General features: G+C 39.6%; 12 protein-coding genes. 9 read left to right on the top strand and 3 right to left on the bottom strand.

Annotation, left to right across the window (positions count from 1 at the left end; all coding sequences use genetic code 11):
* Complete coding sequence (locus AB8S09_RS13240; RefSeq protein ID WP_294183526.1) at positions 1–1242, top strand: HAMP domain-containing sensor histidine kinase; 1242 nt, start codon at positions 1–3, stop codon at positions 1240–1242.
* Between the two features lie 61 nt (positions 1243–1303).
* Here the strand turns inward: AB8S09_RS13240 and AB8S09_RS13235 are convergent, their stop codons facing one another.
* Positions 1304–1912: a TetR/AcrR family transcriptional regulator gene (locus AB8S09_RS13235; RefSeq protein ID WP_294183524.1), complete on the bottom strand. Its 609-nt coding sequence runs from the start codon at positions 1910–1912 to the stop codon at positions 1304–1306.
* Positions 1913–2237: 325 nt separating this feature from the next.
* Here AB8S09_RS13235 and AB8S09_RS13230 point away from each other — a divergent pair, with 325 nt between their 5' ends.
* From AB8S09_RS13230 to AB8S09_RS13215, 4 genes are all read left to right on the top strand, one after another.
* The gene (locus AB8S09_RS13230; RefSeq protein ID WP_294183521.1) at positions 2238–2402 is read left to right on the top strand and encodes a hypothetical protein; all 165 of its coding nucleotides are present in this window, start codon (positions 2238–2240) and stop codon (positions 2400–2402) included.
* 121 nt (positions 2403–2523) lie between these two features.
* On the top strand, positions 2524–3978 hold the full coding sequence (locus tag AB8S09_RS13225) for an MDR family MFS transporter (RefSeq protein ID WP_294183519.1): 1455 nt from the start codon (positions 2524–2526) through the stop codon (positions 3976–3978).
* Between the two features lie 38 nt (positions 3979–4016).
* Positions 4017–4937 (top strand): ABC transporter ATP-binding protein, encoded by a 921-nt coding sequence (locus tag AB8S09_RS13220; protein ID WP_369869293.1) that lies wholly within the window; start codon positions 4017–4019, stop codon positions 4935–4937.
* Complete coding sequence (locus AB8S09_RS13215; protein ID WP_369869292.1) at positions 4934–5758, top strand: ABC transporter permease; 825 nt, start codon at positions 4934–4936, stop codon at positions 5756–5758. Before AB8S09_RS13220 ends, AB8S09_RS13215 begins: the two co-directional genes overlap by 4 nt.
* A 36-nt stretch (positions 5759–5794) precedes the next feature.
* On the opposite strand, the gene AB8S09_RS13210 is transcribed toward AB8S09_RS13215, so the two are convergent.
* Positions 5795–7711: an ABC-F family ATP-binding cassette domain-containing protein gene (locus AB8S09_RS13210; protein WP_369869291.1), complete on the bottom strand. Its 1917-nt coding sequence runs from the start codon at positions 7709–7711 to the stop codon at positions 5795–5797.
* Positions 7712–7762: 51 nt separating this feature from the next.
* Positions 7763–8263 (bottom strand): amidase domain-containing protein, encoded by a 501-nt coding sequence (locus AB8S09_RS13205; RefSeq protein ID WP_294183510.1) that lies wholly within the window; start codon positions 8261–8263, stop codon positions 7763–7765.
* A 62-nt stretch (positions 8264–8325) separates the two neighbouring features.
* Between AB8S09_RS13205 and AB8S09_RS13200 the strand changes: the two genes are divergently transcribed.
* The 4 genes from AB8S09_RS13200 to AB8S09_RS13185 all read left to right on the top strand — a co-directional run bounded on the left by AB8S09_RS13200 (position 8326) and on the right by AB8S09_RS13185 (position 14663).
* Positions 8326–11571, top strand: coding sequence for a DEAD/DEAH box helicase (locus AB8S09_RS13200; RefSeq protein ID WP_369869290.1), 3246 nt, complete (start codon positions 8326–8328; stop codon positions 11569–11571).
* Positions 11572–11702: 131 nt separating this feature from the next.
* Positions 11703–12911, top strand: coding sequence for an S-methyl-5-thioribose kinase (gene mtnK, locus AB8S09_RS13195; protein WP_369869289.1), 1209 nt, complete (start codon positions 11703–11705; stop codon positions 12909–12911).
* A gap of 19 nt (positions 12912–12930) precedes the next feature.
* Positions 12931–13980 carry an S-methyl-5-thioribose-1-phosphate isomerase gene (gene mtnA, locus AB8S09_RS13190; RefSeq protein WP_294183500.1) on the top strand — a complete coding sequence of 350 codons (1050 nt, stop codon included), beginning with the start codon at positions 12931–12933 and terminating at the stop codon, positions 13978–13980.
* 32 nt (positions 13981–14012) lie between these two features.
* Positions 14013–14663, top strand: a complete 651-nt coding sequence (locus tag AB8S09_RS13185) for a class II aldolase/adducin family protein (RefSeq protein WP_294183498.1) — start codon at positions 14013–14015, stop codon at positions 14661–14663.
* The last annotated feature ends 35 nt before the right edge of the window (positions 14664–14698 follow it).

Below are 14698 nucleotides of genomic sequence, written 5' to 3'. Positions count from 1 at the left end.
ATGAGAAGATATTTTGTAAATCCGGAAATCAGAAAGAGCACTGCAGTTCTCTTGATTTTGGATGTATTGTTTATGACAGCGGTGCTTCTAAATTTAAAGATATATCATTATAATCTTAAAAGGGATTATGTGCGGACTTTTGGAGCTGTAACCTACAGGGTGTACAGATATAATCCTGAAATTGCCAGGGAAATAATACCTGCCATTACAGCCGGGACAGATGAAAGTGAAGCCAAAAAGGGAGAGCATATTTTGGCCCAGTATGGGTTGAATGAAGAATTGGAAAATGAACTTTTTCCGTACATAGATAAATCTGCATGGAAGGAGAATCTGAGTGTAATTTTTATATTTGCCGGTATTGGGGTTTTATTTTTCCTGCTGAATTATATTCAATATGGCTATCTTTATGATAAGATAAGAATGCTTAATATGGGTGCGAAGAAAATAATAGAAGGGGATTATGATTTATCGATAAGAGAGGACAGAGAGGGGGATTTTTCAAAACTCTCGGCTTCTTTCAATTCCATGAGGGAAATTATAAAAAATAATATGGATAAACTTAAAAAGGAAAAACAATTTTTAGTTGAACTTCTGTCCGATATATCCCACCAGCTCAAGACACCTCTTTCTTCCATGATAGTTTACAATGACATTTTATTAAACAGGGATCTTTCCAGAGAACAGTCTAAGACTTTCCTTATAAACAGCAGAAACCAGCTCCTTAGAATGAACTGGTTGATTAAGAGTATGCTGAAACTTGCAAGGCTTGACGCCAGGGCAATAGAATTTCACAGGAAAAATCAGAGTTTGAATGAGACTATAAAATGTTCTGTAGAAGCTCTTGAGGAAAAGATAGAGTCAGCCGGTGTACGTGTAAACTTCCACGAAGAGGGAGAAATAACCTTTTCGCATGACAGGCAGTGGCTCTGTGAAGCTCTGATAAATATAATTAAAAATTGCATCGAGCATACTCAAAGGGGAGGCAGGGTGGATATACGCTCTGCAGAGAACCCGATTTACAAGAGAATTACCATATCGGATAATGGAGAAGGAATAGATGAAAAGGATCTTCCCAATATATTCAAAAGATTTTATAAGGCTAAAACTTCAAAAAACAGTGATGCCATAGGCATAGGTCTGGCACTTTCAAAATCAATATTGGAAGCTCACGATGGAATTATAGATGTAAAAAGCAAGCTTGGAGACGGAACCACTTTTACAATTACATTTTTATCTTCCTGAGAGCAAAAACTGAATACAACACAATTTATTGGATAGGCAGCTATAAACATGTTTATAGCTGCTATTTTTGTGCTGCACGTACAAGCGGTATGAAAATGTCGTCTACAATCTCGGCTATGGCTTTATCAGATATGGGTTCCAACTTTGTGATAAGCTCGTACTGCAGCAGGTCAAGCGGCAGTGAAATAATCCGGGGTGACAGTTTTTTAAGGCAGATTTCACCGCGAAGTTCTGCGTTTTTCAAAATCGCCGTTATAGCTGCTGTTAGCTTGTTTTTTGATCTCCGCTCAATTATTTGTGGAATGGATGCAATTATCTTGTGCCACACCACCGGTTCCATCACAAGTCCCCTGATTGTCTCAGCGCCGAGTGTTTTCGACGGTTCAGCACGTGTATGCAAATAGGTATATACATCATTGCGCAGGCTCCCGGTATTTGGAATTTCATTTGTGATTCTCGGTAGATATTTACGCAGGGCGGCCATCACAAGCTCGGATTTATTTGCCCAACGGCGGTAGAGTACTGATTTGTTTGTCCCAGCCCGTGCTGAAATGCCCTCCATCGTCATATGCGTATAGCCGGTTTTAGAGAGCTCCTCCCATGCGGCATGCAGGATTGCCTCTTCCAGAACTTCTCCGCGGCGGCGTGTACCTTTTTTCCTTTTATCCATATTTTATTTCCCTCCGAACATCAATAAGAAATCTACCTCTGTCGTAGAAACATTCATAAAAAACTCAAAGTTTTCTATTGACAAAGATCTATATTTATTATATCATAGCCTTAAAAGAAACTCAATGTTTCTTATTATGACTATGGAAGAGGTGTTATCTAATGGATAAGCTGAACAGCCGAACTCGTTCTGCATTATTTTCTTAAGTTTACGGCAGCATCTCTGTTCATTATGTTTGTCAGCACAGTAAGTTCATTTATGGCTAATGTTACGAAAGGATATCTGGCACCAATCGGTATAATTTTTCTCATTGTACTACTTATCAATGTTGTCAATAAGCTTGATTGGCTTTCCGCTTCCATGGACTATACCGAGCCTGCTCATATCCAATGGAGCTCTTGACCCCATAAGCATTACCATACTTGTTATTACGGGAATAACAGGATTTGTCGGAACAGTCGCATGGTGGAGATTTGCAGAACAACAATAGATATTTACTGTATGAGAATAAAAAACTCAAAGTTTTTTATTGACAAAATTCTATATATGCTATATTATAATTTCAGAAGAAACTAATCGTTTCTTACTATGACTATGAAAGGAATTTTCTCATGAATATAAAAAATGTAAAACCTAAAAAAGAAAAACTCGATCCTGTCGTAATGAGGGTTGCAATTATTCTGGTTGTCGGTGCACTTGCACCGCTGTTCGATTCAACAATGGTCAATGTATCCATTCATGCCATTGCAATCGAAATGAAAGCAAGCATTTCTGTTGTGCAGTGGGTCACGACGGGATTTGTTCTGGCTATGGGACTCACTGTGCCGATTTCAGGGTGGGCCACTAAACGATTTGGATGCAAACGCTCCTACATCTTTTCATTGGCACTTTTTTTATTCGGTTCCATATTCTCAATGCTTTCATGGAATATCGATAACCTGATTGCTTTCCGGGTTGTCCAGGGCGTCGGTGCCGGGCTGCTGATGCCTGTACTGCAAACGGAGCTTGTACAAATTTCCGGAGGCCGCAATCTCGGGCGAATCATGTCCATTATTAGTATTCCCGCTCTGCTCGGGCCGATTCTTGGACCGGTGCTGGGGGGAATTATCGTCAATAGCTTAAGCTGGCGTGCCATTTTTTGGATCAATATTCCTATCTGTATTGTGGCAATCCCATTAGCCGTGTGGGGAATACCGGCCGACAAGCTTTCAAAAAAGAAAGCATCCCTTGATGTGATCGGTTTGTTTTTACTCTCACCTGCATTTGCCCTTCTTATCTATGGCATTGCCCAGGTTGCTACACATGGTGGCTTAAATAACAGTGCAGTCTACATTCCGTTGCTTGTAGGCATCGTTTTGATGATGTCATATGTTGTCTATGCACTGAATACGAAACGGGAACCGGTTCTGAACGTGCGGCTTTTTAAATCTGCCAATTTTTCCGCCTCCAATATCCTGCTGGTTTTATGCGGGATCATCACGAACGGGCCTTTGTTTATTCTTCCACTCTATTATCAGGAAGTTCGCGGGGCAAGTGTGCTGTATGCCGGGCTGTGGTTGCTTCCACAGGGAATCGGGATGCTGTTTACCAGAAGCTGGGCCGGTAAGGTGGCCGATCGTAGTGGATCGCGTAATATCGTGCTGATGAGCCTTGCCGGTATTGTGATCGGCACACTGCCGTTTGCTTTTGCTGGTGTAAATACGAATTACATCCTTTTGTCTGCCGCCTTGCTGATTAGAGGGGCGGGGCTCGGCGGCTTGCTGATTGCAATCATGGTGTCCGCTTATATCGGGCTTCCGAAAGAGCAAGTCCCCCATGCGAGCATTGCCACGAGGATATTTCAGACCATCGGCGGGGCTTTCGGGTCTGCTATTCTGGCGACTGCCGCCGAGCATCAGATGGCAGGTCATGCCGTCTATGATCTTCATGCCCTTGCCCATTCTTTCGACATCTCGTTCTGGTGGGCGATTGGATTTGCAGTGATAGCAGTGATTCCCACGCTGTTCTTGGCAGTGCGTAAAAAATCGAAGCCAGAAGCGGCCCCGCAGACGGATGGACAACTATAAGGACAGTATATAATACAATAAGGAAGGAGGTTTGTATTATGAGCGAAAACATCATTGAAGTAAAACACTTTACAAAAAAATACGGCGGTTTTACGGCTGTGGACAATATTTCCTTCCACGTGAAAAAGGGTTCAATTTTTTCTTTCCTGGGACCGAACGGGGCGGGAAAAAGCACGACTATAAATACCTTGTGTACGATCCTCGACAAAACGGACGGCATGCTGTGGATTGGTGGGCATGACGTTTCAAAGCAAAGGAACATGGTTCGCAAAGATATCGGTATTGTGTTTCAGGAATCGACACTTGATTTGAAGCTCACCGTAGAGGAAAATCTAAAATTTCACTGCGATTTTTACGGTGTGCCCAGCAGCGAAACTGATAGCCGAATTGATTTTGTCCTCGATCTGGTCGATTTGAAAGACCGTAAAAAAGACATGTCAGGAAGTCTTTCCGGAGGCATGAGGCGGCGCGTGGAAATTGCTCGCACCCTTACACATTATCCGAAAGCACTGTTTCTTGATGAGCCGACGGCAGGACTTGATCCGCAGACGAGAGCGAAGGTCTGGGACTATGTTCGCCGTCTTCAGCAGCAGCAAGACATTACGATTTTTTTGACCACCCATTATATGGACGAGGCGGAGGTAAGCTCTGATGTTGTCATTATCGATCACGGAAGGATCGCCGCATCGGGCACGCCAGATGAACTGAAAGCGCAGTTTACCAAGACGATCCTTAGACTAAATGCCAGGACCCCTGATAAAATGGCTGTATTTCTCGACCACTCCAGAATTCCATTTGACCGGGATGGATGTCATTACAAAATCTCGCTTAAAGATACAGAATCGACAATTGATTTCCTTTCTGAAGTAAAAGATGGTATTCTTGATTTTGAAGTAACGAAAGGCTCGTTGAACGACGTGTTTCTGGCGGTAACGGGAAAGGAGATGAGGAATCGATGAAAAAAACGGCTGCAATTTTATGGCGCAACCTGCTAAATTTTTCACGTGACAAAATACGTATAATTGCAAGTTTTGCCATGTCCTTTTTCTTTCTTTTTGTTTTTTCGTTTGTGATGAAGTCGTCTGCCGTAGGTAAAATCTCACAGCCTATGAATTATTTGATATGTGGTATCATCATCATGACGGTTTTTCAGCAGGCACTCAACAATTCCACTGCCGTATTAGATGATATTTCCAGCGGATTTATGAAAGAAATATTGGTTGCCCCGATATCCCGCTGTGAAATTTCAATTGGGGAGATACTTTCTTCTTCCGTTATTGCAATCCTGCAGGGACTTATTGTTCTCATTGCAGGGATGTTCATGGGTCTGCATATTGATGTTCTGCATTTTATAGAAACAGTTGGCATTATGGTCATTGCGGGCATTACTTTCGGTTCCATCGGACTTTTCATAGCGACTGTGGCCAAGGGCTCCTCCTCTTTTCAGATTCTTTCCGCCATACTTGTAATGCCGCTTTCATTTTTATCCGGGGCCTATATCCCGACGACAATTATGCCGCATTTCCTGTTGCCTGTTGTATATATGAATCCACTCACTTACATTACGTCGATATTCCGTTTCATCACCATGCACATGGATAACTTTTCTGCCGCACAGCTTGTACAAGAAGGAGTGGCTTATAATATTGACGGTTTCATCCTGATGCCGCAGACTGGATTTTTGATTATCATTGCAATCGGCATATGCTTTTTTGTCCTGTGTGTACACAAATTTGACCGGGCGGATTTCTCCACTGTAAAGACCTATCGCCACCACTGAGAAAATGTTTTCCGGAAAAATGGAACCTTAAGGGCTTCATTTATTATTTTGTTGAATTTTCTCATTGAGCTCATTTAAATAAGTCCACCTGTTGATTTCTTTATCCAGCTTTTTATCCAGCTCATTTTTTTCAGCTGTAAGTTTTTCAAGAAGTATATAGTCCGAAGAGGCCTCTTCTATTTCATGTTCCTTTTTGGATATGACATTTTCCAGGTTCTCAATTATGTCGTCTATTTTACTAAATTCCAGCTGTTCCTTATATGTGAATTTTAACTTTTTTTCCCGCCCCTGTAGGTGAACTTTTTTTACGGGAGCTTTTCTATCGCCTGTTTTTGAAAGCTTGCTCTGCTTTTCCTTCTGCATCTGCCTGAAATATGAATAATTGCTGGTGTACTGTGATATTTTACCGCCGCCTTCAAAGGCAAATATCTTATTTACTATTTTGTCAAGAAAATATCTGTCGTGGGATACTGCGACAACTGCCCCTGTAAAATTCTGAAGGTAGTCTTCCAGTATGGTCAAAGTTTCTATGTCGAGATCATTTGTAGGTTCATCTAAAAGAAGGAGATTGGGATATCCCATCAGGACTTTTAAAAGGTAAAGCCTTCTTCTCTCTCCACCTGAAAGTTTTTCAAGTGGGGTCCACTGAACCGAGGGATCAAATAAAAAATTTTCCAGTATTGCCGAGGCATTTATTTTTTCACCGCTTTCGGTATTGATGTACCCTGATGTGTCCTTTATATACTCTATAACTCTCTGGTTTAAGTTCATGCTGGGTGTTTCCTGGCGATAATATCCTATCCTGACTGTCTCACCCATGTCCACACTTCCGCTGTCCGGCTGGATTTTTCCACTTAAAATATTCATAAGTGTGGATTTGCCGCATCCATTTGGACCTATTACACCTATTCTGTCATTATTTAATATATTGTAGGAAAAATTCCTGATGATAATTTTGTTTTCAAAATTCTTGCTTATATTGTTGATGTTTATAACTTTTTTTCCTATTCTCGAGCTCTTGATGTCTATGTTTAATTTTGGATCTTCAGTGATATGTTTTTTGCTTTTTAGATCTTCAAATCTTTCTATTCTTGCCTTTTGCTTTGTACCCCTTGCTTTCACACCTCTTTTTATCCAGGCAAGTTCCTTTTTTATGAGGCTTTTCCTCTTTCTTTCATCTGCATTTTCCCTTTCAAGCCTTTCGGCTTTCTTTTCAAGAAAAGAGCTGTAATTTCCAGTATAGCTGTATAATTTCCCATCGTGAAGTTCAAATATTCTATTTGTGATATTGTCCAGAAAAAACCTGTCATGAGTTACCATGACAAGTGCACCGTTGAACTTGTTTAAGAATTCTTCGAGCCATTCTATGGTTTCATCATCAAGGTGGTTTGTAGGCTCATCCAGTATCAGGACATTTGAAGGGGTTATAAGGGCAGAAGCCAATGATACCCTCTTTTTTTGCCCCCCTGAAAGTGTGGATACTTTTGCGTCGAAATTATCTATGCCCAGTTTTATGAGTATGACTTTAGCTTGATTTTCAACTTCCCAGGCATTTTCTGCTTCCATTTTGGAGTTCAGCTCTAAGATCTCATTTTGAATTTCCCTATTTTCAGGATCTTTTTTAATGGCTCCAAGGGCAGTCCTGTATTTTCTCAAAAGTTTCATTACCGGAGAATTTCCCCTGAAAATCTGTTCCAGAACTGTCATATTTTCACCGCTGTTGAAATCGGAGTTCTGCGGCAGATAGCCCATGGAACATTTATTTGCCGTTGTAATTTTTCCGCCGTCGGGTACTTCAAATCCGGTGAGAATTTTTAAAAGGGTGGATTTCCCCGTACCGTTTATACCTATTATCCCTATTTTGTCACCTTCATTTATTCCGAGGGATATATTGTCAAGTAATATCTTTTCACCATAATTTTTACTTATGTTTTCTGCAGTTAATAAATTCATCTTTACACGTCCTTTGCTTTACTATTATAACATGTTTATCCGTACCGGTATTTATAAATATATTTTTATGAAATATATTCTGTCGGCCCAGCTCTTTTCATAGGGTATGTCTAGAAGATCCGGGGTGTGCTGGGATATGAGCGGATAATTGCCGTTAAATGAAGTTATTATTGCCGAGTGCTGTATTCTGCCTTTTCTGTTTTTGTAAAATATTAAATCTCCAAGTTCCAGCTTTGATGTGGAATTCACCTGCATGCCCTTGACACCGTATAATTTTTCAGCAGAATTGATTTTCAAATACCAGTAGAGAGAACTGGCCACGGCCCAGGAAACCGACCAGCTTTGGCCCGTGTACCACCATCTGGTTTTTCCCGAGAATACCATTGGTGAACCTCCTGCTCTTAGACACTGGGATATAAAGTTTGTACAGTCACCTCCGTTGTCGCCCTGCACAGGAAAATACCTGTAGGCTGTGTTGGGTGATCCGGCATAAGTTCTGGCGTAGTTTACGGCATTAATTCTAGAATAAGATAGCTTGTTCCTATAATTCATAATTACTCCTGTAAATTATTCATGATATAATTTATGTAAATACTTACATCAAGGTGATAAAAATGAACAGGGAGAAATTACTACAATTATTTAATGAACAGGTAAGCAGTAAAAATCACGCCGGGGGAATGAGAATTATTGACAATGACCTGGTGTCCTCTATAGAAATTTCCAGCGAGAAAACCATCGTGTATATAAAAGGAAAAGTTATTTCGGAAAGTCTCATAAGTGAATACAATACTGAAATAAAGCTGGATGCTGAGGATAAGAGCATAGTATTGACTTACTGCAGCTGCCCGGATTATGAAAAAAATAGAAACAGAAAGGACAATTATTGCTGCAGGCATTTGGCTGCCACTTTTTACAAGGCAGTGGATAAATTGGTAAATTATCCTGCTTTAATGGAATCTGAAAATATTCTTAAACCCAGATACAGTGGATGTGATGATTTGGATCCACTGTCACTTCTTCTGGGAGATGAAAAGAATAAAAGAGAAATAAAGATTGAAGTTTATGTAAATAGGAGCCAGTGGGAAAACAGGATCTCCGCCCAGTTTAAAATAGGATTTGCTTCCATGAGTTCCAGCAGCCTTTACGTGTTAAAGGATATAGATCGGTTTTTACTTGCGGTTTACAGCAATATATCCGTGGCTTATGGGAAAAATTTTACACTTGACATGAAAGAAGATAGGCTGAATGCAGGGGATAAATGTCTTGTGAATTTTATTAAAATGTTGAAGAACATAGATGGGAGTTCCACATACCGGGGAAGAATGAAAAGGACCAATGTAGACGGCAAGTACATATACATACCGGATTACCTTGTAAGGGAGTTTTTTAATGTGATAAAAACACACAGGGTATACTTGAATGATGGCTTTTTATATAGGTGTGTTGAAACTGAAATACTTGAAAGTGTCCCGCCATTGAAGTTCAATTTGGGAATGTCGGATAAAGATTATGCGCTGGAAGTGAAAGATGGAATGCCTGTGGCTTTAGATTCCAGGTATGATGTATTTTTCTATGGTTCGACTATATATCTTCCAGATAGGGATTACTGTTTTGGGATAAAACCTTTTTTTACCGTATTCAGCGGAAAAAATTCAGTTGTGCTTAAGGGATCCGAGGAAGATACCATACTCAGAAGATTGATTCCCAAGCTTAATTTACTATCTGACAATGTTGTGCTGTCCAAGGCTATAAGGGAAAAAGTGGTAGATGAAAAATGCGAGCCCAAATTTTATTTTGACAAGAAAGGAAGTGAAATCATACTTGTCGTCGAGGTCAGATATGGCTCTTTTGAATTTAACATATGGGGGGACTGCAGCGAAAAAATTGTATACAGGGATTCCAGAAAGGAAAAAATGGTTTTGAAAATGGTAAATTCTCTTGGATTTGAAAAGGCGGGGAATAAATTTTATTTTAAGCGGGGGGATGACTATGCCTTTAGATTTTTCAAAAATGAGATAGCAAGGCTTCAGAAAATAGGTGAGGTCTTTTACTCTGAAAATTTCAGGGGGATAAAATCTATAAAAAATAAAGATATAAGAGTTGATATCAAATCGGGGAAATATAATTATTTTGAGATGAAATTCAAAATAGGAGACATACCTCCTGAAGAAACGGCTTCAATACTGAGAGCTTTTAGGGACAATCTTAAGTATTACAGGCTGAAAACCGGAGAGTATCTGGATTTGGAGGAGCTGGAGCTTAAAAAGTTCTTGAAATTGCTGGATATGGTTTCACGACAGGATATAGTTGATAATTATGTTGAAATAGATAAAAACAAAAGTGCCTTTATAAACTCCTATGTTGAAAAAAACCATATAAGGTACATAAAGGGAATGGATGAAATTAAAAAAATAGTAGATAAATTTAAAAACATAAAAGAGCACAAATTCAAGGAGCCTGAAAATCTAAATGGAACTTTGAGAAAATATCAGAAGACAGGCTTTAACTGGCTTAAAACACTGGATTATTTGGGATTTGGAGGTATACTGGGAGATGAGATGGGTCTTGGTAAAACCATTCAAGCCATTGCTTTTTTGCTTTCAAATAAAAACAGCAGATCGCTGATTGTGGTACCAACTTCACTGGTTTACAACTGGATCCATGAATTTAAAAAGTTTGCCCCGGATATGAAGGCACTGGCAGTAAATGGATCAAAAAGCTGCAGGGAGAACCAGATAAATAATGTGGATAAATATGATGTTATTATAACCACGTATAATCTTTTAAAAAGAGACATCGGGATGTATGAAAATGTGAGTTTTGACTACTGCCTGTTGGATGAAGCCCAGTATATAAAGAATCCACATTCTCAAAATGCTGAAAGTGTAAAGAGAATAAATGCAAGGACAAGATTTGCCATAACTGGTACTCCTGTGGAAAATTCCGTTATGGAACTTTGGTCCATATTTGATTTTATAATGCCTGGATATCTATATGATGAAAAGAGATTTAGTGTGAGGTATTATAAAAAACTCAAGGAAGAGCCTGTGGTAATTGAAGATCTCAAAAGGCTTGTAAAGCCATTTATTTTGAGAAGGAGGAAAAAAGATGTCATGGAGGAGCTGCCGGATAAGATAGAGAGAACTCTGATGGTGACTATGGGAGATGAGCAGAGAAAAGCTTATGGAGTTTACGCAGAGCATGCTGTTGAGCTCATTGAGAAAAAGGTAAAGCAAGACGAATTTAAAAACAGCAAAATTGAAATATTGGCTTATATTACAAAGTTAAGGCAGCTGTGCCTTGATCCGTCCATAGTAATGGAAGATTACAACGGGGGAAGTGCAAAAATGGAAGCACTGGTGGAACTCTTAACTCAAAGTATCAGTGAAGGACATAAAGTACTGGTATTTTCGCAGTTTACTTCCGTACTTAAAAATATTGGAAACAGGTTAGAATTGGAAGGCGTCGATTACAGCTATCTGGATGGTTCGGTACCTTCAAAGGACAGGATAAACCTGGTGGATGAATTTAATTCTGGCAGCAGTCCTGTATTTTTGATAAGTTTAAAAGCGGGCGGAACAGGTTTGAATTTAACTTCTGCAGATATAGTGATTCACTTTGATCCCTGGTGGAATCCTGCAGTTGAACAGCAGGCCACAGACAGGGCCCATAGAATAGGCCAGAGAAATGTGGTGGAAGTTATAAAGCTCATAACAAGAGGTACTATTGAAGAAAAAATACTTCAGCTTCAAAGTGAAAAGGAAAAACTCATAGACAGCCTGCTTGATGACGGACTTTCCGGAACCTGCGGCATTGCTTCATTGACAGAAAAACAGGTTCTGGAATTGTTCACATGAAAAAGTTTGTTTATGTTATACTATTTTTAAGAAGATAATTATAATTTGTCAGACTAAATATAAATCAGACTAAATATAAATGAGAAAGAAGAGGTGAAAGAACCTGACTGATGGGAGATCAGGTTTAAATAATGAGCGGTTACAGAAAAATGACAAAAGACATTGTAGGTGACTATTTAAAAAGTATAGGGATATTTCCCAAAGATCATAAAACTGAAGGCAGGGAAATAGGAGACGGAAATTTAAATTATGTTTTCAGGGTGGTGGATTTGGACAGTAATAAGAAGGTCGTTGTAAAGCAGGCGCTTCCCTATCTGAAAATTGCAGGAGAAGGGTGGAAATTGACCTTGGACAGGAACAGGATAGAAGCTGAAACGCTTAGATTACAGGACAAAGTCTGTCCGGGCAGTGTCCCCAAAGTATACTATCACAGTAATGAATGCGCGCTGACTGTGATGGAGGATCTGGGTGATATGGAGATCCTGCGGAAAGCTATGATGGAGATGAAAACCTTTAGGAATTTTCCGAGACAAATAGGAAAGTTTATGGCGAGAAATTTATTTCTGACATCGGATATGGGAATGAGTCCCATAGAAAAAAAGAAAATTGTAGGAAAATTTATAAATCCTGAGTTATGTGACATAACTGAAAGACTTGTTTTAAATGATCCCTATATGAATGCGGAGTCCAATGACATAAACAAGTACATAGCGGAATATGTCAGAGAGAATATCTGGAAAGATAAAAATGTATGTCTTGAAGTCTCCAAATTGAAAAATATATTTATGACCAAGGCCGAATCGTTGCTTCATGGAGATCTGCATACGGGTTCCATATTTATAAATGATGAGAAGACCGTTGTATTTGATTGTGAATTTGCATTTTACGGACCTTATGGATATGATATAGGACTGCTGTTTGCCAATTTTATCTTGAATTATGTTTCCTGGGAAGGAAGAACAGATAAGACTAAAGTGGACATAAACAGGTATAGAATCTATCTGCTTGATTCCATGGAAGATATATGGAGAGAATTTTTAGATGAATTCAATTATCTCTGGGAAAATGAGTCAAGGGATATAATAACAAAGACGGCTGGTTACAGGGAATACTATATAAAAAATCTGCTCCATGAAACCATTGGTTTTTGTGCCTGTGAAATCATGAGAAGGATTATTGGAATGGCCCATGTGCCGGATATGGATGCAGTGGAAGATCCTAAAAAAAGAGCCGGAGCCCAGATAATGGGGTTGAAAGTTGGACAGGCTATTCTCATAAATAGAAACAACATTGATTCTGTTGGAGAATTTGTGAAGCTGGTTAAAGATTCTGCAAAATAAAATTCAAGGAGGTAATAAAATGTCTGAATTATATGCTATTCAGTGGAGGGATGGAGAAGAGGAGCTCGTACTTTTAGATCAGACAAAACTTCCAAATTCAATAGAGTATAAAACCTATAATACGGTAAAGGGAGTTTATGATGCTATAAAGACGATGGTTGTAAGAGGTGCTCCTGCCATAGGTGTAGCAGCAGGTTACGGGCTGTATTTTGGAATTAAAGTTGCTCCTGAAGATTCTTTTGAAAAATTTTACAGTACTGTAGAGGGAAAGGCGAGATACTTGAATTCGAGCAGACCCACTGCTGTCAACCTCTCGTGGGCATTGAACAGGATGCTTAAAAAGATCAGAGAGGAGAAAGGCAAACCTGTTCCGGAAATAAAGAAGATACTTAAAGATGAAGCCAGAAGTATTCACAGTGAAGATGTTGAAATATGCAAGAGTATAGGAGAAAATTTGATCACACTTCTCAGGGACAATATGGGAATACTGACCCACTGTAATGCAGGGCAGCTGGCCACATCAAAATATGGGACGGCTACGGCACCCATGTACCTTGCCAAGGAGAGGGGATGGCACCTTAAAGTGTATTCTGATGAAACAAGACCGAGGCTTCAGGGTTCCACCCTTACTGCACTGGAACTTTACATGGCGGGGATAGACGTGACAACTATAACGGATAATATGGCAGCTGTAGTTATGTCTCAGCACAAGATTGACGCCGTTATAGTGGGATGCGACAGAATAGCTGCCAATGGTGATACGGCAAATAAGATAGGTACCTTTGGGGTTTCCATTTTGGCGAAGTACTTTAATATACCCATGTATATAGCGGCACCTACACCAAGTATAGATTTAAATACTAAGTCAGGAAAAGATATACCCATAGAGGAGAGGGATCCTGTGGAAGTTACCTGCAGATTTGGCGTCAGGACCGTACCTGAAGGAGTGAAGGTATACAATCCATCTTTTGATGTAACACCCCATGAGAATATAACTGCCATAGTTACAGAAAAGGGTATAGTCTATCCGCCTTTTGAAGAGAATTTAAAGAAAATGATAAAAGCCTGAAATTGTAAGACAGAAAGGAGAATACTGACATTATGCTTGAAGATGAAAAAGAAAAATTGGCTGTGGTGGCAAGAGAGGCGGAAGAAGAGGGACTTTGCAAACATAAATCGGGAAATTTTAGTATTAAAGACAAAAATACCGGCTGCGTGCTGATAACTCCGTCGGGAGTGGATAGGAAAAATTTATCCGGAGATGATATATGTGTGCTTGATTTGGATTTAAATGTAATAGAAAGCAAAAAGGGATATAAACCAAGCAGTGAAGTGCTTATGCACATTTATGCATATAATTCAAGAAAAGATATTTCTGCCGTGGTACATACTCACTCGCATTTTGCAACATCCTTTGCAGTTTTGAAAAAAGAAATCCCGCCTGTTGTTTATGAATCTGTTTACTATGGGGGAACTGTGCATGTGGCACCTTATGGAAGACCCGGGACAAGGGAGCTGGCACAGTCGGTAGTTGAACCACTTAAAAGATCGGATGCGTGTTTACTGGAAAGCCATGGAGTTGTAACCGTAGGTGAAAATATAGAAAGTGCCTATCTTAAAGCAAGATATGTAGAGGAAATAGCGGAAATATACTATAGGGCTTTATTGTTGAATGGAAATAGGGAGCCCGATGTTTTACCTGAAGAGGAATTAAAAAAGTGGGAATATCCTTCCTATGTGAAATTTAAATAAATTATGAAAAAATTTTTTGGACAATGGCGGGAGAA

This window comes from Clostridium lapidicellarium (assembly GCF_041224415.1).
GTDB classification, from domain to species: Bacteria; Bacillota; Clostridia; order Clostridiales; family Clostridiaceae; genus Clostridium_B; species Clostridium_B lapidicellarium.
The sequence above is the reverse complement of the archived record's forward strand: the minus strand, read 5'-3'. Positions and strand labels throughout refer to the sequence as shown.